This is a genomic window from Streptomyces sp. NPDC003011 (assembly GCF_053591515.1).
Window position 1 is genome coordinate 1 of sequence record NZ_JBSFTY010000115.1, and the last position, 22961, is coordinate 22961.

A 22961-nucleotide genomic window follows, 5' to 3' on the forward strand; every position below is an offset into this window, starting at 1 on the left:
CCGCCGACCGCCGACCGCCGACCGCCGACCGCCGACCGCCGACCGCCGACCGCCGGCGTGGCAGTCGGCCGCCGGGATCGCGGTGGGGCGCGCAAGCCGCGGGCCCGCCCCGGTGCCGTCCGCGGCCGCCGCTTCTCGGTGTCGGTGCGGCCGTCAGGTGAAGGTGAGGACCGGCTTGACCACGCTGCCGTCCCGCATGGCGGCCACGGCCGCGCCGATGTCCTCGAACGGGAAGGTGGTGACCAGCCGGTCGAGCGGGAAGAGGCCACGCCTGTGCAGGGCGATCAGCTCGGGGATGAAGCGGCCGGGGTCGGAGTCTCCCTCGATCACCCCGTGGACGCGGACGCCCTTGGTGAGCAGGCCCATCACGTCGAACGTCACCTCACCGCCGAGGCCGAGGAGGACGAGTTCGCCGCGCGGGCGCAGCGCGGCGACGGCTTGGCGGGCCATCTCCGGACGGCCGGTGGTCTCGACGACGTGGTGCGCGCCGCCGCCGGTGAGGTCGCGCAGCGCCGCCACCAGATCGTCCCCGGGGGCGAGGGCCGCCCCCGCGCCGAGTTCGGTGGCCAGGGCGCGGCGGGAGGCGACCGGGTCGACGGCCACCACCGGGTCGCAGCCCACGGCCACCGCGGCCATCAGCGCGCTCAGACCGACCCCGCCCGCGCCCAGGACGACCAGCGAGGAACCCGGTTCGGGGCGCAGTCGGTTGAGCACGGTGCCCGCGCCCGTCTGGCCGCCGCAGCCCAGCGGCGCGGTGACCGCGGCCGGCAGGTCGGGCGGCACCCTGACCACGCCGCGTTCGTGGACGACGGCGTGCGTGGCGAAGCTGGACTGGCCGAAGAAGCCGGCGTGCAGCGGTGTGCCGTCGGCGGAGAGCGGGGTGGTGCCGTCCTCGCGTCCGCCGGAGAGGTTCCGGGCCCGCGCGGCGTGGCAGTAGGCCGGGTGGTCCGCCGCGCACTGCTCGCAGGCGCCGCAGCTGGCGAAGGTGAGGCAGACGTGGTCCCCCGGTGCGAGGCCGGCCACCTCCGCGCCCACCGCCTCGATGCGGCCGGCGCCCTCGTGGCCGAAGACCATCGGGGTGAGCTGCCGGGGCCAGGTGTCCCGCATCGTCAGGTCGGTGTGGCAGACGCCGGCCGCGGTCATCCGCACCAGGACCTCGCGCGGCCGTGGGTCCTCGAGGTCCGCGTCCCGGACGGTGAACGGGGCGCCCGGCGCCTCGGTGACCGCGGCGCGGACGCGCCTCACGAGTCCTCCCCGGCCCGCGGGCCCCCGCGCGGGGTGCGGGGAGCGCGTTCCAGGAAGAAGTAGTAGAAGGGGCCTTCCGCGGGGGTCCCCTTGGCGTTCATGATGCCCATCAGCGTGGTCTCGTCCACCCGCTTGAAGTGGTCGAGGACCGGCTGGCCGTCATAGACCATGGTGGCCGTCGTCTCACCGCGGAACTCGACGGTCCACAGGCTGGCCTCGCCCTTGCCGAGTTCGCGGTTGGAGTACAGCTCGCCCGCGGCGTTGCGGCAGATCAGCGGCTTGGCGTCGTGCACGGCGGTGAACGTCTTGCCGTACCAGCCGGCCTTCGCCAGCATGCCGTTGAGGGGGTGGCCGGTGCGGAACTCGCCGCCCTTCCACTCACCGAGGATGTCCTCGGGGCGGACGGTGGCCAACGCCGCCCAGATGTCGTCGAGTTCCGACGGGCTGACCGGGCCGTCCTTCTCCCGGAGCTCCTGGAACCGGGCGCGGGCCTCGAGCACGTCCATGTGGGGTGTCCTCTCGTCGGTGCTGGCACGGGGGAAGGGGGAACATCACGCGGGGGAGGCAGGCCGCAGGGCGGAGCGCCGGGCGAACGGGGGCGGAGGGTTGCCGGTGACCGCGCCGGGGTGGCCCACGGTGCCGAGGCTCAGCAGCACATGGCGTTCGGCGACCTCCTCCGCGGTGAGCGGACCGTCCTCGCGGAACCAGTTGGCGACCCCCTGGCACATGACGAGCACCGAACGCACCGCGTCGGCCGGGATCGGGGTGGTGAACACGCCCTGGGCGCGGCCCGCCTCGACCGTGTCCAGCAGCATGTGCTCCAGGTAGTCGCGCAGGGCGACGTAGCGCGCCCGGTTGTGGGGTTCGAGGCTGCGGATCTCGGTGTCCAGGAAGGCCAGTTGCTGACGGTGGGCCATGTAGAGCACGATCGACTCGACCATGCCGCAGAACCGCGCCAGCGGATCGTCCCCGGCCTCACCGGCCGCGGCCCGGCAGCGGTCCAGGACGTCCTTGATGGACGTCTCCAGCAGCGTGGCCAGCAGAGCCTGCTTGTTCTCGTAGTGGTAGTACAGCGCGGGCACGGTGACGCCGACCCGGCCGGCGATGTCCCGGACCGAAGTGCCGTGGTAGCCCTGCTCGTTGAAGGCTTCCATGGCGCGCATCAGGATCGGGTGCAGGCCGAGCGGTCCGTAGGAGCGCCAGTGCTGCGCCGGTGGCGTGGTGTCCTGGATCGGCTCGGTGTTCAACGGCTCTCCTCCGGGCGGACGGCGATCGGCGACATCGTACGGCCGTGAGTCCGCACCACCTCCTTCCGGCCGCTTAGCGACCGCTCAGGAAAACCTCGGCATACGGCGTCCGGTCTGAGGTCACTTCCCCGGCAGGATCCCACAAAAACTACTGCCGCACAGGGAGTTGACCGTCCGGCGTCCCACTTCTACGTTCTTAGCGAACGCTCAGTAAGTCCCCGGTTGGCGGCGGTGAGACCGCCGTGCGCCGAGAGAGGAACCCATGAGCCGGTACTCCACCGATCCTCCCGGCCGTGACGTGGCGGGCCCGCTGGACGGCGTGCGCGTGGTCGAACTGGCGGGCATCGGTCCCGGTCCGTTCGCCGCGATGCTCCTCGCCGACCTGGGCGCCGACGTGGTGCGCGTCGACCGCCCCGGCCTCCCGTCGCTCGGCGGTGACCCCGCCCACGACGTGACCAACCGCAACAAGCGCTCCGTCCTGGTCGACCTCAAAACGCCCGAAGGGCCGGGAACGGTACGGGCGTTGGCGGCGCGCGCCGAGATCCTGGTGGAGGGATACCGGCCCGGTGTCGCGGAGCGGCTCGGGGTCGGTCCGGGGGAGTGCACGGCCGTCAACCCCGCGCTGGTGTACGGCCGGATGACCGGCTGGGGCCAGCGAGGCCCCCTCGCGTCCCAGGCCGGACACGACATCGGCTACATCGCCACCTCCGGCGCCCTGTCCATGATCGGCGCACCGGACGGGCCACCCGTCTTCCCCGCCAACCTGCTCGGCGACTACGCGGGCGGCTCCCTCTACCTGACCACCGGCGTCCTCGCCGCGCTGCTCACCGCCCGCGCCACCGGCCGCGGCCAGGTGGTGGACGCCGCCATCGTGGACGGCACCGCACACCTCACCGCCATGTTCTGGGGGATGCTCGCCGAGGGCACCTGGCAGGAGGCCCGCGGCCGCAACCTGCTCGACGGCGGCTGCCCCCACTACGGCGTCTACGAGACCGCCGACGGCGGCTGGATGGCGGTCGGCGCCCTGGAACCTCAGTTCTACGCGGTGTTCGTCGCCCTGCTGGGCCTGGACGGCGAGGACCTGCCGGACCGCGCCGAGCCGCGCAACTGGTCCGACCTGCGGGCCGTGTTCACCAGCCGGTTCAAGAGCGCCACCCGCGAGGAGTGGACGGCCGTCTTCGAAGGCACCGACGCCTGTGTCGCACCCGTGCTCTCGCTGCGCGAGGCGGCCGGCCACCGGCACCTGAAGGGACGCGGCACCTACACCGAGGCGTACGGCATCACCCAGCCCGCCCCCGCCCCCCGCTTCTCCGACACCCCCGGCACCCTCCGGCTCCCCCCGGCCGTCCCCGGCGCGCACACCCCAGACGTGGCCCGCGACTGGGACGTGCCCGAACTGCTGAAGGACCACCGCTGATGGAACTGTCCTCACCCCTGGCCTACGCCGGCGACCCGCGCGCCGCCGCGGACCGGGCAGCGGCCCTGGAGTCCGCCGGCCTCGACGCCGTCTGGGTGGCCGAGGCGTACGGCTTCGACTCCCCGACGATCATGGGATACCTCGCCGCGAGGACCGAGCGGATGCGGATCGGCCCGGCCATCCTCAACGTCTACTCGCGCACCCCCGCGCTGATCGCCCAGACCGCGGCCGGACTCGACGCCCTCACCGGCGGCCGCGCCCTCCTCGGCGTCGGCGCCTCTGGACCCCAGGTCGTCGAGGGCTGGCACGGCCGCCGCTACGACCGCCCGCTGGGCCGCACCCGCGAGGTGATCGAGCTGTCCCGGCGGATCTGGCGGCGCGAGGTGATCGAGCACCACGGCATCACCGACCTGCCCCTGCCGCCCGAGAAGGGAGGCACCCTCGGCAAGCCGCTGAAGCTGCTGAACCACCCGGTCCGCGACACCATCCCCGTCTATGTCGCGGCGCTGGGCCCGGCCAATGTCCGGATGACCGCCGAGATCGCGGACGGATGGCTGCCGTTCCTCTACGTCCCCGAGCACGCCGCCGAGGTCTGGGGCCGGTCCCTGGCCGAGGGCACCGCCGCGCGCGACCCCGCGCTCGGCCCGCTCTCGGTCGTCGCCGGCGGCCTGCTGGCCATCGGCGACGACGCCGAGGCCGTCCGTGACCTGATGCGCCCCACCGTCGCCCTCTACGTCGGCGGCATGGGCGCGCCCGGCCGCAACTTCTACCACGACCTGATCTGCTCCTACGGCTACGAGTCCGCCGCGGCCGCCATCCAGGAGCACTACCTCGCGGGCCGCAAGAAGGACGCGGAGGCCGCCGTACCGGCCGAACTGCTGGAGCACCTGTGCCTGGCCGGCCCCGAGGGCCATGTCCGCGACCGCGTCGAGGTCTTCCGTGAGGCGGGCGTGACCATGCTCAACGTCACCCCCGTCGGTCCCGATCCCACCCGGCTGATCGAGCACGTCAGGAGCTGGCTGTGACCCTGGCACGAGACCTGTACGGCCCCGACCACGAGGCCTTCCGTGAGACGGTGCGCACCTTCCTCGCCAAGGAGGTGTCCCCGCACCACGAACGCTGGGAGAAGGACGGCGTCGTCGACCGGGAGGTGTGGCGCTCGGCGGGCCGCCAGGGCCTGCTGGGCATGGCCGTCGGCGAGGAGTACGGCGGCGGCGGGACCGGCGACTTCCGTTACAGCGCCGTCCTCATCGAGGAGTTCGCCCGCGCCGGAGCCTCCGGACTGGCCCTGAGCTTGCACAACGACATCGTCGGCCCCTACCTGACCCGGTACGCCGACGAGGAGCAGAAACGCCGCTGGCTGCCCGGCTTCGTCTCCGGCGACCTCGTCACCGCCATCGCCATGACGGAACCCGGCGCAGGCTCCGACCTGCAGGGCATCCGCACCACCGCCACCGACCAGGGCGACCACTACCTGCTCAACGGCACGAAGACCTTCATCTCCAACGGCATCCTCGCCGACCTCGTCGTCGTGGTCGCCCGCACCACCCCCGAGGGCGGCAGCGGCGGGCAGAGCCTGCTCGTCGTCGAGCGCGGTACGGCGGGCTTCGGACGCGGCCGCAACCTCGACAAGATCGGCCAGAAGGCCCAGGACACCGCCGAGTTGTTCTTCGACGACGTGCGCGTCCCCAAGGAGAACCTGCTGGGCGAGGAGAACAAGGCCTTCACCTACCTCATCGGCAACCTCGCCCAGGAGCGGCTGGCCATCGCGGTCGGCGCCGCCGCCGCGGCCGAGGAGATCCTGGACGTCACCACGCGGTACGTGAAGGAGCGCGAGGCGTTCGGCCGACCACTGGCCAAGCTCCAGCACATCCGCTTCGAGATCGCCGAGATGGCCACCGAGACCGCCGTCACCCGGACCTTCCTGGACCGCTGCGTCACCGAGCACAGCCAGGGCCGGCTCGACGCCGTGCACGCCTCGATGGCCAAGTGGTGGGCCACCGAACGCCAGCAGCGGATCGTCGACCGCTGCCTGCAACTCCACGGCGGCTACGGCTACATGAGCGAGTACCGAGTGGCCCGGGCGTTCCTCGACAGCCGTATCCAGACCATCTACGGCGGCACCACCGAAATCATGAAGGAGATCATCGGCCGTTCGCTGCTCGGTTGACCTCCGCCCGACTCCCCTCGACGGCACCCGTGGTGCGTTCGAGGCGTCCTTCGGACCCGACATGGAAGGCACCCAAGGTGAGCACCGAGAGCACCGAAGCGTACGTGTACGACGCGATCCGCACCCCGCGCGGTCGCGGCAAGGCGGACGGGGCCCTGCACGGCACCAAGCCGGTCGACCTGGTCGTCGGCCTGATCCACGAGACCCTCCGCCGCTTCCCGGACCTCGACCCGGCGGCGATCGACGACATCGTGCTCGGTGTGGTCAGTCCGCTCGGCGACCAGGGCGCGGACATCGCCCGCACCGCCGCCCTCCTCGCGGGTCTGCCGGAGACAGTGGCCGGCGTGCAGGAGAACCGCTTCTGCGCGTCCGGCCTCGAAGCAGTCAACATGGCGGCGACGAAGGTCCGTTCGGGCTGGGAGGACCTGGTCCTGGCGGGCGGCGTGGAGTCCATGTCACGGGTGCCGATGGGCAGTGACGGCGGCGCCTGGGCGCTGGACCCGGCCACCAGTCACGCCACCGGATTCGTCCCGCAGGGCATCGGCGCCGACCTGATCGCCACGTTGGAGGGCTTCTCCCGGCACGACGTGGACTCCTACGCGGCGCTCTCTCAGGAGCGGGCCGTCGTTGCCTGGAAGGACGGGCGCTTCGACCGCTCCGTCGTTCCCGTGCGGGACCGCAACGGGCTGCCGGTCCTGGAGCGGGACGAGCACATCCGGCCCGGCACCACCGCCGAGAGCCTGGCCGCCCTCAAGCCCTCCTTCGCCCGGATCGGCGAGGCCGGCTTCGACGCGGTGGCGCTGCAGAAGTACCACTGGGTGGAGACGATCGACCACGTCCACCACGCCGGCAACTCCTCCGGCATCGTCGACGGCGCCGCGCTGGTCGCCATCGGCAGCGAGGAGGCCGGCGAGCGTCACGGCCTGACCCCGCGTGCCCGGATCGTCTCCGCCGCCGTGTCCGGGGCCGAGCCCACCATCATGCTGACCGGGCCCGCGCCCGCCTCCCGCAAGGCGCTCGCCAAGGCCCAACTGACCGTGGGCGACATCGACCTCGTGGAGATCAACGAGGCGTTCGCCGCCGTAGTCCTGCGCTACGTCAAGGACATGGGGCTGACCCTGGACAAGGTCAACGTCAACGGCGGCGCCATCGCCCTGGGGCACCCCCTCGGCGCCACCGGCGCGATGATCCTCGGCACCCTCGTGGACGAACTGGAGCGCCGCGGCCTGCGGTACGGGCTCGCCACCCTGTGCGTCGGCGGCGGCATGGGCATCGCCACCGTCGTCGAACGCCTCTGACCGTTCCGTCCCGTTCCTCTCCGCAGCCGTTCACCTTCACGGGAGACCACGACAGCCATGGACACCACCGCGCGACCTTCCACCATCCGCTGGGAAGAGTCCGACGACGTCGTCACCCTGGTCCTCGACGACCCGGACCAGTCCGCCAACACCATGAACGCCGCGTTCATCGACTCGCTGGAGGCCGTCGCGGCGCGGCTGGCGGAACGCCGCGACACCGTTCGGGGCGTCATCGTCACCTCCGCCAAGAAGAGCTTCTTCGCCGGCGGCGACCTGCGCGACCTGATCTCCGTCACTCCCGAGACCGCCGGTGCCTCCTTCGAGGCGGGGATGCGTGTCAAGCGCTCGCTGCGGGTCCTTGAGACGCTGGGCAAGCCGGTCGTCGCCGCGATCAACGGCGCCGCGCTGGGCGGCGGTTACGAGATCGCCCTGGCCTGTCACCACCGCGTGGTGCTGGACAGCCCGGCCGCCCGCGTCGGGCTTCCCGAAGTCACCCTGGGCCTGCTGCCCGGCGGCGGCGGAGTGACCCGCACGGTCCGCATGTTCGGCGTCGCGGACGCCCTGCGGAAGGTCCTGCTGGAGGGCACCCAGTACGGACCGGCACGTGCCCTGGAGGCCGGTCTGGTCGACGAGATCGCCGCCGGCCCGGATGAACTCCTCGCCCGTGCACGGGCGTTCGTCGACGCCCACCCGCAGTCCGCGCAGCCCTGGGACGCCGCCGGGTACCGCGTCCCCGGCGGCACCCCCTCGACCCCGGAGCTGGCCGCGCAACTCCCCGCCTTGACCGCGCTGTTGAAGAAGAAGACAGGTGGCGCCCCCCACCCGGCCCCGCGCAACATCCTCGCGGCGGCCGTGGAGAGTTCCCAGGTCGACGTGGACACGGCCTTCGTGGTGGAAGCCCGTTACCTGACGGAACTGGTCACCGGGCAGATCACCAAGAACATGATCCAGGCGTTCTTCTTCGACCTCCAGGCGGTCAACTCCGGCGCCGGCCGCCCCAAGGGCGTCGAGCCGCGCGAGGTGACCAGAGTGGGCGTGGTCGGCGCCGGCATGATGGGCGCCGGTATCGCCCACTCCTGCGCCGCGGCGGGCATCGACGTCGTACTGAAGGACGTGTCCGCCCAGGCGGCGGCGCGGGGCAGGGCGTACTCCGAGAAGCTGTGCGCCGAGGCCGTCTCACGCGGCCGTTCGACGCGGGAGACGGCGGACGCCCTGCTGGCCCGCATCACCGCGACCGCCGACGTCCAGGACCTGGCCGGCTGCGACGTGGTGATGGAGGCCGTCTTCGAGGACACCGACGTCAAGCACCAGGTGTTCCAGGAGATACAGGAAGTCGTCTCCCCGGACACGCTGCTGTGCTCGAACACCTCCACCCTGCCCGTCACCGTCCTCGCCAAGGGGGTGGAGCGGCCACGGGACTTCATCGGCCTGCACTTCTTCTCGCCGGTCGACAAGATGCCGCTGGTGGAGATCGTCAAGGGCGAGAAGACGGGGGACGAGGCGCTGGCGCGCGCCTTCGACCTGGTGCGGCAGATCCGCAAGACACCGATCGTGGTCAACGACTCGCGCGGCTTCTTCACCTCCCGGGTCATCGGCCGCTTCCTCGACGAGGGCGTCGCCCTGGTCGGCGAGGGCATCGACCCGGCCTCCGTCGAGCAGGCCGCCGCCCAGGCCGGCTACCCGGCCAAGGTCCTCGGCCTAATGGACGAGCTGACCCTCACCCTCCCGCGCAAGATCCGCGAGGAGACCCGCCGCGCGGCCGAGGCGTCGGGCCGCGGCTGGGAGCCGCACCCCGCGGACGCTGTGGTGGACCGCATGATCGACGAGTTCGGCCGTCCCGGCCGGTCCGGCGGCGCGGGCTTCTACGACTACGTGGACGGCAGGCGCGCAGGGCTCTGGCCGGGTCTGCGCGAGCACTTCACGGATCCCGCGAAGCAGCCCGCCGACCTGACCGAGCTGATGGAGCGGATGCTCTTCGTCGAAGCGCTGGACTCGGTGCGCTGCCTGGAGGAGGGCGTACTGGTCTCGGTGGCGGACGCCAACATCGGCTCGCTCCTCGGTATCGGCTTCCCGCCGTGGACGGGCGGCGTGCTGCAGTACATCAACGGCTATGACGGCGGCGCCGGGGGCGCTACCGGGCTGCCCGGGTTCGTGGCCCGCGCCCGGGAGCTGGCCGGGAAGCACGGCGAGCGCTTCGCCCCGCCCGAGCTGCTGCTGCGCAAGGCCGAGCGGGGTGAGACCTTCACCGATTCCTGACCCGCTGCGGGAGCCCGCGCCGCCCCCGGCCCGAGTCCGCGCTTTCGAGCATCGACCGGTTCCCGTGGCAGGGCCGTCCACCCCCGGCCAGGACCCACGGCCGGCCCTCCCACCTCTGCCGCGGCGCCACAGGGCACGCCCGCAGGGGCTTCCCCGCCCCGGTCTCCCCAGACGTTCCCTTCCGACCCGCAAGGAGGCCCCGATGACATCGGCACCCCGCACCACGCGCGACCTGCCCGACGATCCGGCCGACCGGACCCTGCCGCAGATGCTGGCCCGCAACGCACGCGAGTATCCCCGACTCCCCGGCCTCTCCTGGCAGTCGGCGGACCCGGACGGCGACTGGACGACGTTCGGCTGGGCGGAAATCCACGAGCACACCCGGGGCCTCGCCGCCGGCTACCGGGCCCTCGGCGTCGGCCGCGGCGACCACGTCCTGCTGATGATGCCCAACCGGCCCGAGCACTGGCTGTCCGACCTGGCGCTGGTCCGCCTCGGCGCGGTCCCGGTGAGTGTCTACGGCACCGCGGCCCCCGAGCAGATCACCCACATCGCCCGCAACTGCCGGGCCCGCCTCGCCGTCGTGGAAGGTGCGGCGCAGGTCGCCGTGTGGGAGCCGCTGCTGGCCGACGCCGGCACGCCGCTGGAGCGGCTGGTGGTGGCCGGGGCGGGGGAGGAGGGCGGCCACTTCCCGTACGCCGCCCTGCTCCGCGAGCCGGTGCCGGAGCGGTTCGCCGAGGAACTGGACGCCGCCCGCCCCGAGGACCCGCTGACCGTCGTCTACACCTCCGGAACCACCGGCGAGCCCAAGGGCGTCGTCCTCACCCACCGCCAGGTGATGGCCAACGCCCTGGCGCTGGACGCCGTGGTGGAGCTGCCCCCGCACGTCGAGCACATCTGTTACCTGCCCTTCGCCCACATCGCCGAGCGGATGCTGGGCATCTACCTGCCCTGTCACCGGGCCTCGCACGTCCATCTCTGCGCCGACCCGACGCGCGTCGGCGAGGTGGTGCGCAAGGTGCGCCCCGCGCAGTTGTTCGGCGTGCCGAGGATCTGGGAGAAGCTGTCCGCCGCCGTGCGGGCCGTGCTCTCGCTGATGCCGGCCGAGCAGCGGGCGGTCATCGACCGGGCGTTCGAGGCCGGCCGCGAGCACGTCGGGTACCGCGAGCGGGGTGAGACGCCGCCCGCCGAGCTGGAGGAGCGTTACGCCCGCGTCCGCGAGGACGTGCTGCGGCCCATGCTGGCCGCGGGCGGCCTGGACCGCGTGACCTGGGCGGCCAGCGCGTCGGCGCCGATGCCGCTCGACGTGGTGCGGTTCTGGGCCGGTTTCGGCATCGTCATCATGGACGCCTGGGGGCTGACCGAGACCACCGGCGTCGCCACCAGCAACAGCCCGAAGACCGGCTTCCGGCTCGGCTCGGTAGGGCGCCCGGTGGAGTCCGTGGAGGTCCGTATCGCCGAGGACGGCGAGATCCTGGTGCGGGGCTCGTCCGTCTTCTCCGGCTACCTCCAGCCGGACGGCTCGGTACGGTCCGCCCTGGACGCCGACGGCTGGCTGGCCACCGGCGACATCGGCCGGATCGACGAGGACGGCTACCTCTGGCTCACCGACCGGAAGAAGGAGATGATCATCACCTCCACCGGCAAGAACGTCTCGCCGGCCCTGGTGGAGAACGCGCTCAAGGAACACCCGCTGATCGGCCAGGCGATGGTGCACGGCGACAACCGCTCCTACCTGGTCGCCCTGCTGGTGCTCGACGCGGAGACCGCCCCCGCCTGGGCCGCGGCCAGCGGCGTCGAGGCGGCGGGAGGACTGGCCGGGCTGGCGCAACACCCCGCCGTCCGGGCGGAGGTGGACCGCGCGGTGGCCGCCGCCAACACCCGGCTCAACCGCACCGAACAGGTCAAGCGGTACGAGCTGCTGGCCGAGGAGTGGGGGCCTGCGACCGGCGAGCTGACGCCGTCCCTGAAGATGCGGCGCCGGGTCATCCGGGACAAGTACGCCGACTCGCTGTCAGGGCTCTACCAGGGCTGAGCCGGACGTCCCCTTCCGCGCCGATGTGACAGGGCGGCGGCTCGCCCCCGACCCGGGGCGGGCGGCCGCCCTGTCACCTGCGGGCCGTCTCAGAGGCCGTAGGTCTTGCCGATGACGTCCCGCTGGATCTCGCTGGTCCCGCCGTAGACCGTGGAGACGACCGCGGCCCGCAGGTGGCGCTCCATGTCGAACTCCGTGGTGTAGCCGTAGCCGCCCATCATCTGCATGCCCTCCAGGGCGGCCCGCTTGGCGATCTCGGTGGCCTTCAGTTTGGCCATGGACGCCTCGCGCGGGAACAGCTTGTCCGGCTGCGCGTCGCAGTCCAGAGCCACCTCGCGCACCAGCAGCCGGGCGCACTCGATCTCGGTGGCGAGGTCGGCGATCCGGTGCCGCAGCGCCTGGAAGGAGCCGACGGGCCGCCCGAACTGCTCGCGTTCACGGACGTAGCCGACCGTGTCGTCGAAGGCGCGGCGTGCCAGGCCCAGCATGTTCGCGGCCAGGAAGAGCCGCTCGTAGTTCAGGCCGGCCATCAACTGCCGCCAGCCGTCGTCCACCTGGCCGACGACGGCGTCCGCGGGCAGCCGCACCCCGGTGAGGAAGACGTCGTTGACCTCCCGGCCGCCCATGGTCTCGATGCCCCGTACCTCCACGCCCGGGGCGCCGGCGGGCAGGTGGAACATGGTCAGACCGCCGTGCTTGTCCTCGCCGGTGCGGGCCACCAGCAGAATGCTCCTCGCGCAGTGCGCGTTGGAGATCCAGGTCTTCTGGCCGTCGATCACCCACGTACCGTCCGCCTGCTGCCGGGCGCGGCAGCGCAGCGCGCCGACGTCCGACCCGGCCCCCGGCTCCGACATGGCGATGGCCAGCACGTCACCGCGCACGGCGCCGGACAGCACCTCCCGCCGCTGCTGCCCGGTGCCGAACTTCTCGTACGCCTTCGCGGCGATGACGGTGGTGATGAAACCCCCCGCCGGGACCATCCCGTACGAGGTCTCCTCCAGGAAGAGGCAGGCGTCGGCCAGCCCGCCGCCGGAGCCTCCGTGCTCCTCGGGCAGGCACACCCCGAGCCAGCCCAGGTCGGCGAGCCTGCCGTACAGCCCGGGGTGGTGGGCCTCGCGGCCGTCCGCGGTCAGCGCGCCCCGCTGCTCCCGGGTGCCGCACTCCCGCTTGGTGAAATCGCGGACGGCCGCGACGAAATCGGCCTGTTCTTCGGTGAGGCGACTGCCCATCAGGTCCTCCGGGGTTCGAGTCGCGTTACGAAGATATGATAGGCGTCTCAGCGTCTCATGGGGAGATGTTCGCCGGTATCGTGAGCACCATGAGAACTGACACGAACGACGCGGGGCTCGCCCGGGCCATCGCCCAGCCGGAGACGGAGGACCCCACGGCGCGGCGGATCCTCGACGCCGCACTGGAGCAGTTCACTCTCCTGGGCCTGCGCCGCTCCTCCGTGGACGACGTCGCCAAGCGCGCCGGAGTCTCCCGCGTGACCGTCTTCCGGCGCTTCCAGACCAAGGACAAGCTGGTCGAGGCCACCCTGCTGCGCGAGCTGAGCCGGTTCTTCCAGCGGCTGGACTCGGCCGTGGCGGCGCTGCCGACCATGCGGGAACGGGTCGTCGAGGGCTTCGTGGTCGCCCTGCGCCACACCCGCGCCCATCCGCTCTTCGGCGGCCTGCTGCGCCTCGAACCCGAGGTCGTGCTGCCCTATCTGACGGTGCAGGGCGGCTTCTCGCTCTCCGCCACCGTCGCCTACCTGACGGGCCATCTGCGCCGGGCCCAGCAGGCCGAGGGCCGCCCCGACGAGGACCCGCGTCCGGTCGCCGAGCTGATGGTGCGGGTCGCCGTGTCCTTCCTGCTCAACCCCGCCAGCTGCATCGAGATGGACGACGAGGACCAGGCCCGGGCCTTCGCCCGCCGCTACCTGGCCCCGCTGCTGGATGCCTGACCGGCCCGGCCCTCGCGCGACCGGCCGGGCCGACGGGGCGTCACCCGGCCGTTCAGCGACGCCGGTGCAGCGCCCGGGCCAGCCGCACCGCACGCTCCCGCGTGGCGGCCGGAACATCGAAGGAGGCCAGCGCGATCGGCGGGGTGAACCGCTGCACCGTCGTCGACTGCACGGAGGTGAAGGCACGCAGCCCCTCCGCACCGTGGATCCGCCCGAAGCCGGAGTCCCGCGAACCGCCGAACGGCAGCGCCGGCACCGCCGCGAAGCCCAGCACCGAGTTCACCGACACCGCCCCCGCGCGAAGCCGCGCCGCGATCGCCGCACCGGCACGCCCGCTGCGGCAGAACACCGCGGCCCCCAGGGCGTACCGCGAGGCGTTGGCCCGCTCCACCGCCTCGTCCACGTCGGCCACCGGGTTGATCGCCACGACCGGCCCGAAAGTCTCCTCCGTCATCGCCGCCGCGTCCTCCGGAACGCCGCTCAGCACGACGGGCGCGACATACGGCGCGCGCACCGACTCGGGCCCGCCCAGCAGGGCCCGCGCACCCGCCGAGAGGGCACCGGTCACATGCCGCTCGACGACCGCGACCTGGCCCGGCAGCGTCATCGGGCCGTAGGAGGCGTCCGCCCCGGCCCCCGGGCGCAGCGCCGCGGCCCGCTCGACGACTTGTTCGCACAGCTCCGCATGGATCTCACGCACCGCGTAGACACGCTCCACCCCCGCACAGGTCTGCCCCGCGTTGCTCAGCGCGCCCCACACGATCGCGTCGGCCGCCGCGGACAGGTCCGCGTCCGCGGTGACGATCACCGCGTCCTTCCCGCCGCACTCGGCGAGGAACGGCGTCAGCGTCTGGGCGCACACCGCCATCACCTTGCGGGCCGTACCCGGGGAACCGGTGAACGCCAGCTTGTCGACCCCGGACCGGGCCAGGGCGTCCCCGGTGGACGCCGCGCCGGTGACGGTGGTGAGCAGCCCGGCATGCTCGGGCACGGCGGCGTCGAAGAGGTCGGCCAGCAGGACCCCGGTGCCCGGGGTCAGCTCGGACGGCTTGAAGACCACGGCGTTCCCCGCCGCCAGCGCGTAACCGATGGAGCCCATCGGCGTGTACAGGGGGTAGTTCCAGGGACCGATCACGCCGACCACACCCAGCGGCCGGTGCACCAGTGAGGCCCGCTGGTGGACGGTGAACAGTCCGGTTCCCGCCTTTCTCCGGCGCAGCACGCGCTGCGCGTTGCGGGCGGCCCATGCCAGGTGCTCCAGCGTGAGCACGACCTCCAGCGCCGCGTCGCCGGCCGGCTTTCCGGTCTCCTCGGCGATGGTGCGGGCCACGGCGTCCAGGTCGGTGGCGAGGGCCTTCTTCCAGCGCAGCAGGTGATCACGCCGCCGGGACGCGGGCAGCGCCGCCCAGCCGGCCTGGGCGCTTCGGGCCCCGGTCACGGCGCGGGAGATCTCTTCCGGCCCGTTCACCGGGTGCTCGGCGATCGCTTCGCCGGTCGCGGGGGAGTACGTGGTGAAGGCCGGGGCGCGTGGTGCGACGGCCGGGGTGGTGTCGGTCATGGAGACTCCTGGCGGGGGACACGGGGGGCGGACGACTGCTGTGGAACGGAAGCCTGTTCCGGCGGCGTCTCGTCCTGGAGCGGGACCGGCGGACGGGAATGCGCCCAGTGCGGGCCCAGGTCGTCCAGGGTCCAGCCGAAGGGGTAGGTGCGCGTCTTGGGCTTGCGCGGGAACCGCTCGGGCCGTCCGGGCAGCAGGCGGATCAGCGCGGCCCGGGTGCGCAAGGCGCGGTGGACGGCGATCCGCAACCAGCGCGGTTCCGGGCGGAAGCCGAGCGACTTCAGCAGCGGTTCGTCGAGGACGGCGAGCGAGACGCGGGACGCCAACCGCCGTACCGGGGCCGGGTACCAGGAGGCCAGGATCCGCAAGGTGGCCGCGGCGACCCTGCGGTTGGCGGGGTCGTAGGCGAACATCTCCCGCTCGTAGTCGTCGTGGAGTCGCTCGAAGGCGGCGTAGGTGCCGGGCACGCCGGAGATGCCCATCATCTCGCCCATCCGCCGGCCCACCAGCGCCAGACTCTCGGTCTCCTGCTCGGACAGGCGACGCCAGCCGAACCGGTCTATCCACCGCTTCGGCCCCACCACCGTGGTGGCCAGGACGTAGAGGAAGTCCTCGTTGGGGATCCGGTAACGGCCGTGGATGCGGTTCAGGTGGCGGGCGGCTGCCCGGCCGTGCTCCGAGTCCATCCCCGCGCGGACCATCTCGTACGTGATCAGCACCGTGTCGTCGTACCGCTTCTGACCGGCACGTTCGAACTCCTGGGTGCGGTCCAGGAGCCGGGAGATGCGCGGGACGCCGTAATCGCGCAGGAAGGCGATCGACGTCCCGTGGAGATAGTCGCGGGGGAACTCGTAGTGGATGATCCACCGGTAGATCTGCTCGAAGTCCCGCTGCGGATCCATCTGCTGGATGCGGCGCAGCCGGCTGAAGCGGCCCATGGGTGATCCCTCCTGCCGGAGTCGCGGCCACCAACTCGCGGTGCACGTGGCCAGATCGGAGAAGCGGACGGTCTCCGCGTCGGCCAGCACCTGGCCGGCCTCCGCCGTGGTCCGTGGTCACCTCCGAGGCGGACGGGCCCGGTGCCGGTGCCCGGACGGATCGGCGGAGTGCTGAGGTGCGGGTCGGGGTGGCGACGCCGCCGGTGAGCCGGCTGACGCGGCTATGCGGTACCGCGCGGATCGCGGGCGACGGCGCTCCTGGCCTGGACGGCCCGGGTGCCCTTCGGTTCGATCGCGCGGTCGTCGGCGCCGGCGGCGCAGCGCCTCCAGCGCGTACGCCCCTTCCCCTGGCGGATCGTGGTGGTGCCGGCGGTACTGGACGCCATGGGGCACCCCCTGTGAGTCGAAGATACTCAAACTATTGAACTGTCTCATCGGGCGTCAATACTCGGGACGTGACGGAGACGCGGAGATGCCCGTAGTCGCGCTTTGGGTTCCGCCCACACCGACAACTCTGGTGGTGTACCCGGCAGGTGACGGGTCGTCCGAGGAAGGGCGCCGCGCGCGGGCGGCCTTTGCCTTGTGCGACGACCGGCCGGAGCCCGCCCTGCTGGGGCCCTTCGAGGGGCTGAGGCACGGCCCCGGTGACCGTGTCACGCCTTCCGGCGTTGAACGACGTCCCCGACCGGTGTGCACCTGGCCACTGGCCTTCTTCGGCCCTCGTCGCGCGACACTGGCCATTCCCCGCCGGCCTCCGGCTCTTGGAGGTCGGTTGCTGCCTCAGGCGTCGGTTGCTGCCTCAGAGGCCGCCGTCGCGGACACAGCCCTCGTCGATGCGGTGACTGTGGGCCTACGGTACGGATCCTGGACGCACTACATGTCTCGGGCCTGACGACCGTGCCCTCGTCCGTCGCCTCTGGGCGGGCGCGAGACCGTCGGACGTGACCACAGCGTCGGTCAAGGGATCCAAGGTCATTGCACGGCGTTGGGTCGTCGAGGGGCGGCGTGGTGATCGGTCCCCGAGATATGGGCCCGCAGGTGCTGAGCGCCGTGCTGCGGCCGCACGTCGTACGAGGGCAGCTGTACCACCTGCCAGTCGCGGATCTTTGGGGGCGGTGGCTGCTCGACGGCGACGAGCACGGCTACCGGCTGGAACGAAGCGGTGTCCCTCAGGTCCTGCCAGGTGCTGCTCGCCTCGTCACTGTCCACCTGGCGGGAGGCGCACCCGGTCAGTTGGGCGAGGGGAATCGCCCGCTGGCCGGAGATCACGCACGGCGGCCGCACGCCGGCGCGGCGCAGCACCGCCGCCATGCGAAGTTCGGTGGCGTGAACAGCGTTGCTCTGGCCGGTGACGGTATCGAGCACGTGGTACTGCGTGATCAGGTGGCCGACCAGGCACAGGCAGAGCACCGTGCGTACTGGTGCGCCGCGTGTAGCGGTCCAGGCCAGGAGCTCGGCCACGGGCAGGGAAAGCAAGGCGTAAGCGGGCAGCAGAAAGCGTGGGGCTGCGTAGTCGACCGTGAACAAGTAAGGCGCTGCCAGGCACACTCCGGTCGCGGCCGCCGTCATCGAGCCGGCACTCCGGCCGGCGCGCCGGGCCGCGTAGAGCCCGCCGATGACGAGTATCGGCAGTGCGAGCCACCACGCCATCACGGACGGGTGCGGCCACGGTACGTCGCACGGGCGGCACAACACGCGGCCGGACAGGGCCCGCAGGTGGTCGTCCACGGCCCAGTGCCATCCAAGGCTGCCCTGGATCTCGCTGGCCCGGCGCAGCCTGGTCCGGAGACCTCCGTAGCGAGCGTAAGCTTCGGCGATCCACGGGAGGCAACCGACCGCCAGCCCGGCCACGGGTGCCGCGAGGACGTGCCGCCACGGCCGAGTCGGGGCCAGCACCCGCTGCCACTTGGCGGCATCCGGTTGCGCGCGCCACGCTCTGTGGAGCACCAGCGCCTCAAGGGGCAGCACCAGCCACAGCGCGTCCATCGGCCGCATCAGCGCCACGAATGCCACCGCCGTGGTCAGGCCGAGGACGGCCCGCTTGTCGCCGGGGTCGAGCGCCGCGCGCAGTGCCCAGCCAGTGGCGGTCAGTGCGGCCAGCGCCACCCACAGATTGGGAGTCGCCTGGGAGCCGTAGAGGAGCGTCACCCACAGCGCGCACCACAGTGCTCCCGCCGTGGCCAGCACTGGTGGTGGCACCATCAGCCGCCATGTCGCGAGCGCCAGCAGCAGACCGCATCCGGACAGCAGCGCCAGCCACACGCGCAAGACCACGGTAGAGGAGGTGACCGCGACGACAGGAGCCGCGAGGAACGTGACACCCCTGGCGCGCGCCGGGCTGAAGAAGGCAGCAGGACGGCGCGGGTCGACCTGGCTGACATGCACGATCTCGTCCCACGTCAGCCCCGTCCCGGGTCCTACAAGCGCCAACTGCGCGAGCAGGAAGGCCGCAGCGACCGGCACGAGCCAGAGCCACCCACCGGCTGAGTGCGGCTTGGTGCCAGCGGATGGCCGCGGCTGTCGCGCGCTGCCGGCGTGGAGCAGGGGCATGCGACCACGCTGCCGTCTGCTTCGTCGGGTCACCACCACAGCCCGGCAGAGGGGTGAACATGTGCGCTTCATGAAGGAGGTGTCCGCCCGGCTCGGGTGGGCGTGGGAGCCGCGCGAGGTGACGTCCGGCAGAAGGCCGGTCATGGAGATCGCTGGGATCTGACCAGCGGCTCATCGGCTGGCAGTCGACTCGCCGTCAGCAGATCGAGGACGCGCGGCCCGCCGTCGTGGCCACGTACCAAGAGGTGCAGGGGCACCCGCCGGGCTGGATCAGCAGGCTGCCGCCGACCGGACGCGCCCGCCCAAGCGCAAGCTGCCTCGGTCACTGTCCGAGCCGCGCGACAGCTGGCGGCGGTCAGCGATCCGGCGTTCGGCGCCTGCACCCTCTACCGGCTCGAACAGCGAGCGCGAGCGGCGGCCGCGGCAGTGTGGGCGCGAGTGCGACCGGCCGTCGAGGTCGCCCCGGCCGCCGTCGACACCGTCGCCGCGGTGTACGTGATGCGCGGCGCGTTCGAGCGCCACCACCCGCAGACCGGGCTGGTGGTGTCGGCCGCGCAGGGCGTGGGCGGGGTGGCGTCGGGCTTCGGCGACTGGACGGACAGATCGTGCATGCGGCCGTCGACGACTTCACCCGCCCGGCCGGACGCCGGATGATGACCGCCCACCTGCGCGCCCTCTACCCACGCGACACCGAGGACCAGGCCGTGCTGCGCCCGCCGACCCGCAAACGGACTGCCTCGCCGTACGAGCGGGCCCGCCTCGCCTCCGGCGCGCTGGCCGCCAGGGTCCACGCGGTGGGCCGCGCGGACCGCCTGGGCTCCCGCACCCGGCCGCACACCGTCGCCGCGCCCGCCTCCTCATATACGGGCCGCTGCGCTGATCACGGCAGCCTCAGAGACGATCTTGGGAGCGCGGGCATGTGGCCAAAGTCCAGCTGCCGGGAGGGGAGGAATCTCCATGGTGGGAATGACCGGGTATCCGGCGGCGGTCAGCTCCAGCAGGTCCTGCTTGCCGGCCATGTCGCCCCGGCCGGACAGCGGGTGGTAGACGACCACGTCGGGGGCGTCCTTCAGCGCGGCGGCAGCCAGCGGGTGACACAGAGCGATGTCGAAGCCGTCGCGCAGTCGTTCGTATCCCCCGGTCGATGATCTGCTTGTCAATGTCATCTGGTGGGACGATGAGGAAGTGAACAGGGCTGACCCGTGTGAGTACGAGAGCAGGTAACGGCATTTCGGTCACGATTCCGCGCTCCTCAAACCGCAGCCCGGCCAGTCGGGGCGTGGAGGCCGGCAGGGGCGGGGTAGTTTCCGCAGCCAGCCGCGTTCGACCAGCCTGATCAGCTTTCCGCGCAGAGGTTCCAGCTCGGCCCGCACGCGGACATCCACCCCCGTCATCTCGCCGACCCGGCGGGCCGTGACCGGTTTGGCGGCCTGCCGCACGGCCGCGAGGATCCGCTGACAGTCCGGTGGGAGCCCAGTCTCCTCCGCACCCGCCGCGCGGTGCGGGATCATCACCACCGCCTGTCCACCCGGGTGCCGGCATAGGTGCGGTCTCAGCACGTTGCCGGGTGAGCTGCTCGCTCACCAGCATCCCGCACGGATCGAAGGAGTGGCGTTGATGGGGTTTTCGCGCGAAGGGGTGTGCTCAAGTGGCTGTGCTCACGAGCCGACAGCGCCTGTACGCGAGCACGGGCAGCACTCGAAGCTCTTGCAGTCGTCGAGCCATTCATGGTTCCGGACAGCACGGGTCCCTGCCAAAGGTGTGGCAGGGACCCGTGGTGCAGAGAGCTGAGGAGGGCCAGGACCTGTCCCGCATCCGGCCGGCAGAAGGCTACCGTCTGCCGGTGGCCTGACCGCCCGGCGTCACTTCAGGTGCCGGGTGAAGAACTGGGCCGCGGCGTCCCCTGCGAACTGCGGGACGCCGGTGTGCCCGCCCATATTGGCGTGCAGTGTCTTCTCCATGGAGCCGAAGGCGTCGAACAGGTCCAGGGCTGCCTGACGGTCGTTGCCTTCGTCGTCCCACTGCAGCAGGACGTGCAGAGGAATGGTGACCTGCCGGGCCTCCTCGAAGATGGCGCGAGGGACGAAACTCCCGGCGAACAGAACAGCGGCCGAGACGCGCGGCTCGACCACCGCCAGCCGGGTCCCGATGGAGATCACTCCCCCTGAGTACCCGACCGGGCCGCCGATCTCGGGCAGCGACAGGAGGGCGTCCAGAGCGGCCTGCCATTCCGGGACCGCCGCGTCGACCAGGGGCAGGACGAGGGCGTCGATGATCTCGTCGCTGACCGGCTCGCCGGCCTCCACCGCCCGGCGCAGGTCGGCGCGGGCCTGCTCGGCGGCAGGCCAACGGGGCCGGTCACCGCTTCCGGGGAGCTCGATGGTGGCCGTGGCGAAGCCGTCCGCCGCAGCCAGCCGGGCTCGGGCCACCAGTCGGGAGTACGTCTTGCGCAGCCCGAGAGGAGGAGGGCTGAGCAGGATCAGCGGCGCCGGTGCGGATGTGGATGCGGATCCGGGCGTCCACAGGATGCCGGGGATCTGGCCGAGGGTGAATGCGCGCTCGAGGACAGCGTCGTCGAGACGCTGTTCAGAAGTGAAGTGCATGGTCGTGCCTTTCGGGAGTGCCATAGAACGGCGCTCCCGGACGACCTATCGCCCGACCGTGACCCCGGAGGGGAGCACCCATGTCGATCGTTCACGGGTACCACCTCCTCGCTCTCTGGCACGGCTTCCGGAAACGTAGCAGTGGCTGCCGTGGTTCCGCGAACGGGTTTTCGTGGAGGCTCTGTGGCCGAACACCACGTCGTCGTCACGCCTGTCACTGGTCGGGAAGTGCAACGTCCGCCACCGATTCGAGCACCGGAGAAACCGGCGATCAACCGCTGACGGACGAGCTACTGAGGTGTTCAGGGTGGAGTCGGTGGTGCGAGGGTCAGGTCGGTGGCGGTGAGGCAGCCGTCTGTCAGGTGGGGGCGGATTGGATCCTGCGTAACTCGCGGCGGAGCTCGCGATCGCGGTCGTCAGGCGTGCCGAAGACGGTGTTGGCCATCGCTCCGCGTACGAGTGACCAGACGGTCTCGACGGGGTTGAGGGCTGGTGTCTACGGCGGCAGCCGGACGGTGGTGAGCCAGTCGTGCTCGGCCTCGTACCGCTCCAGCCCGGCGGCCGGATGGGTGTGGAGACAGTCCCAGACCACCACAACCGGGCCACTGAGCTGGATATGGCCCTCGCCAGCAGGTCGCGACAGCCCTGCCAGGAGAAGCTCGTGCGGGCGCCCTTGAGCAGGAGACTCAGCAAGGTTGATCGTCCAGGTCAGGAAGGCAGCTGACCGATACGGTGCTGTGCACGGACGGGCCGGTCAGACGCCCGTCCCCGGCGAGCTGGCGATGGTGAAGGCCTGTGTCGCCAGCCGAGTGAGCGTCGCGTTCTGGGGTAGAACGACTGTTGGCTCCTGCGAGTGCAGAGAGCCGGAGCATCCCCTGCATGAAGGGCTGCTCCCGGGTATGAACGAAGGATCGACCAGTATGGCCAGCGGCACCGTGAAGTGGTTCAACGCCGAGAAGGGCTTCGGCTTCATCGAGCAGGACGGCGGAGGCCCGGACGTCTTCGCGCACTACTCCGAGATCAAGGGCAGCGGATACCGCGAGCTCACCGAGGGCGAGCACGTCACCTTCGACATCGGCCAAGGGCAGAAGGGCCCGCAGGCCCAGAACATCATCCGCGGCTGACCGGGCGCAGATGCAGAGCGAGGCGGATGGCGGTCCGGCAGCCGCCTCGCTCGGGCAGCATCCGGCGGGCCGCCACCCCGGACAACACCGTGCGGGGCTTCTTCGTCGCCATCGCCCGTCTCACCGCCGCGGGCCATGAGTACGCCCGGCAGATCACCACCAGCGACCGCCGCTGCCGCCGCTGCCGCCGCTTCGGCTGCTGACCGCGAGCGACATCGCCGACCGGTTCCGCGAACGCAGAATAATCGTCGGCTGTCCGCTGCGCGGGCCACTGACGAGCGACGAGGCGGTCGATATCACCGAAGACGGTCTCTACGCCGCCTGCCTCGAGTTGGATCCTGTCTCCCGTAAACCGGTGCGGGTCCTGATCTGGGCCGCGCAAGGGCCGGTCCCCACCCCCGTGCTGCGCGCCGTGGCCGCCGCGGAGTACGCCCGGAGCTGTCCTGTGGCCGACGCGCGCGTCGCCTCCTCCCGCACGGTGGCGTGGACACGATCCTGGGCCCGGAGATGCGCTCCACCGGCGAGGTCATGGGCATCGACTCCGTCTTCGGCACGGCGTACGCCAAGTCGCAGGC

18 protein-coding genes and 3 pseudogenes are annotated in these 22961 nt (G+C 72.0%); 10 read left to right on the forward strand and 11 right to left on the reverse strand.

What is annotated here, in order from left to right; all coding sequences use genetic code 11:
• Positions 1–153: 153 nt before the first annotated feature.
• From ACWD0J_RS37270 to ACWD0J_RS37280, 3 genes are read right to left on the reverse strand one after another with little or no spacing between them, the layout of a single operon-like run.
• Entirely contained in the window at positions 154–1245 is a 1092-nt protein-coding gene (locus ACWD0J_RS37270; protein WP_451500310.1) for an NAD(P)-dependent alcohol dehydrogenase, read from the reverse strand.
• Positions 1242–1751, reverse strand: coding sequence for a DUF4334 domain-containing protein (locus tag ACWD0J_RS37275; RefSeq protein WP_451500311.1), 510 nt, complete (start codon positions 1749–1751; stop codon positions 1242–1244). The genes ACWD0J_RS37270 and ACWD0J_RS37275 overlap by 4 nt, the downstream gene beginning before the upstream one ends.
• 45 nt (positions 1752–1796) lie before the next feature.
• On the reverse strand, positions 1797–2492 hold the full coding sequence (locus ACWD0J_RS37280) for a TetR/AcrR family transcriptional regulator (RefSeq protein ID WP_451500312.1): 696 nt from the start codon (positions 2490–2492) through the stop codon (positions 1797–1799).
• Positions 2493–2754: 262 nt separating this feature from the next.
• On the opposite strand from ACWD0J_RS37280, the gene ACWD0J_RS37285 reads away from it, so the two are divergent.
• From ACWD0J_RS37285 to ACWD0J_RS37310, 6 genes are all read left to right on the forward strand, one after another.
• A complete protein-coding gene (locus ACWD0J_RS37285) occupies positions 2755–3909 on the forward strand; it encodes a CaiB/BaiF CoA transferase family protein (protein WP_451500313.1) in 1155 nt (384 codons plus the stop codon).
• A complete protein-coding gene (locus ACWD0J_RS37290; protein WP_451500314.1) occupies positions 3909–4934 on the forward strand; it encodes an LLM class F420-dependent oxidoreductase in 1026 nt (341 codons plus the stop codon). The genes ACWD0J_RS37285 and ACWD0J_RS37290 overlap by 1 nt, the downstream gene beginning before the upstream one ends.
• Complete coding sequence (locus ACWD0J_RS37295) at positions 4931–6079, forward strand: acyl-CoA dehydrogenase family protein (protein ID WP_451500315.1); 1149 nt, start codon at positions 4931–4933, stop codon at positions 6077–6079. The genes ACWD0J_RS37290 and ACWD0J_RS37295 overlap by 4 nt, the downstream gene beginning before the upstream one ends.
• A gap of 77 nt (positions 6080–6156) precedes the next feature.
• A complete protein-coding gene (locus ACWD0J_RS37300; protein ID WP_451500316.1) occupies positions 6157–7377 on the forward strand; it encodes an acetyl-CoA C-acetyltransferase in 1221 nt (406 codons plus the stop codon).
• 57 nt (positions 7378–7434) lie between these two features.
• Entirely contained in the window at positions 7435–9633 is a 2199-nt protein-coding gene (locus tag ACWD0J_RS37305) for a 3-hydroxyacyl-CoA dehydrogenase NAD-binding domain-containing protein (protein ID WP_451500317.1), read from the forward strand.
• Positions 9634–9835: 202 nt separating this feature from the next.
• Complete coding sequence (locus tag ACWD0J_RS37310) at positions 9836–11668, forward strand: AMP-dependent synthetase/ligase (RefSeq protein ID WP_451500318.1); 1833 nt, start codon at positions 9836–9838, stop codon at positions 11666–11668.
• Between the two features lie 89 nt (positions 11669–11757).
• On the opposite strand, the gene ACWD0J_RS37315 is transcribed toward ACWD0J_RS37310, so the two are convergent.
• Entirely contained in the window at positions 11758–12897 is a 1140-nt protein-coding gene (locus ACWD0J_RS37315; protein ID WP_451500319.1) for an acyl-CoA dehydrogenase family protein, read from the reverse strand.
• Positions 12898–12986: 89 nt separating this feature from the next.
• Between ACWD0J_RS37315 and ACWD0J_RS37320 the strand changes: the two genes are divergently transcribed.
• A complete protein-coding gene (locus ACWD0J_RS37320) occupies positions 12987–13613 on the forward strand; it encodes a TetR/AcrR family transcriptional regulator (protein ID WP_451500320.1) in 627 nt (208 codons plus the stop codon).
• A gap of 52 nt (positions 13614–13665) precedes the next feature.
• Here ACWD0J_RS37320 and ACWD0J_RS37325 read toward each other — a convergent pair whose 3' ends face one another.
• From ACWD0J_RS37325 to ACWD0J_RS37340, 4 genes are all read right to left on the reverse strand, one after another.
• Complete coding sequence (locus ACWD0J_RS37325) at positions 13666–15171, reverse strand: aldehyde dehydrogenase family protein (RefSeq protein WP_451500321.1); 1506 nt, start codon at positions 15169–15171, stop codon at positions 13666–13668.
• Positions 15168–16109 carry an oxygenase MpaB family protein gene (locus ACWD0J_RS37330; protein ID WP_451500322.1) on the reverse strand — a complete coding sequence of 314 codons (942 nt, stop codon included), beginning with the start codon at positions 16107–16109 and terminating at the stop codon, positions 15168–15170. The genes ACWD0J_RS37325 and ACWD0J_RS37330 overlap by 4 nt, the downstream gene beginning before the upstream one ends.
• 221 nt (positions 16110–16330) lie before the next feature.
• Positions 16331–16495, reverse strand: coding sequence for a hypothetical protein (locus ACWD0J_RS37335; protein ID WP_451500323.1), 165 nt, complete (start codon positions 16493–16495; stop codon positions 16331–16333).
• 586 nt (positions 16496–17081) lie between these two features.
• Entirely contained in the window at positions 17082–18659 is a 1578-nt protein-coding gene (locus ACWD0J_RS37340) for a hypothetical protein (RefSeq protein WP_451500324.1), read from the reverse strand.
• A 67-nt stretch (positions 18660–18726) separates the two neighbouring features.
• On the opposite strand from ACWD0J_RS37340, the pseudogene ACWD0J_RS37345 reads away from it, so the two are divergent.
• Positions 18727–19519, forward strand: a pseudogene (locus ACWD0J_RS37345) (relaxase domain-containing protein); the annotation flags it as partial.
• Positions 19520–19588: 69 nt separating this feature from the next.
• Here the strand turns inward: ACWD0J_RS37345 and ACWD0J_RS37350 are convergent.
• The 3 genes and pseudogenes from ACWD0J_RS37350 to ACWD0J_RS37360 all read right to left on the reverse strand — a co-directional run.
• Positions 19589–19786, reverse strand: a pseudogene (locus ACWD0J_RS37350) (hypothetical protein); the annotation flags it as partial.
• A 735-nt stretch (positions 19787–20521) separates the two neighbouring features.
• Positions 20522–21262: an alpha/beta hydrolase gene (locus ACWD0J_RS37355; protein ID WP_451500325.1), complete on the reverse strand. Its 741-nt coding sequence runs from the start codon at positions 21260–21262 to the stop codon at positions 20522–20524.
• Positions 21263–21564: 302 nt separating this feature from the next.
• Positions 21565–21946 (reverse strand): annotated as a pseudogene (locus ACWD0J_RS37360) (transposase); the annotation flags it as partial.
• A gap of 236 nt (positions 21947–22182) precedes the next feature.
• Here ACWD0J_RS37360 and ACWD0J_RS37365 point away from each other — a divergent pair.
• Positions 22183–22386 (forward strand): cold-shock protein, encoded by a 204-nt coding sequence (locus tag ACWD0J_RS37365; RefSeq protein WP_033532114.1) that lies wholly within the window; start codon positions 22183–22185, stop codon positions 22384–22386.
• A gap of 26 nt (positions 22387–22412) precedes the next feature.
• The gene (locus ACWD0J_RS37370; RefSeq protein WP_451500326.1) at positions 22413–22589 is read left to right on the forward strand and encodes a hypothetical protein; all 177 of its coding nucleotides are present in this window, start codon (positions 22413–22415) and stop codon (positions 22587–22589) included.
• The last annotated feature ends 372 nt before the right edge of the window (positions 22590–22961 follow it).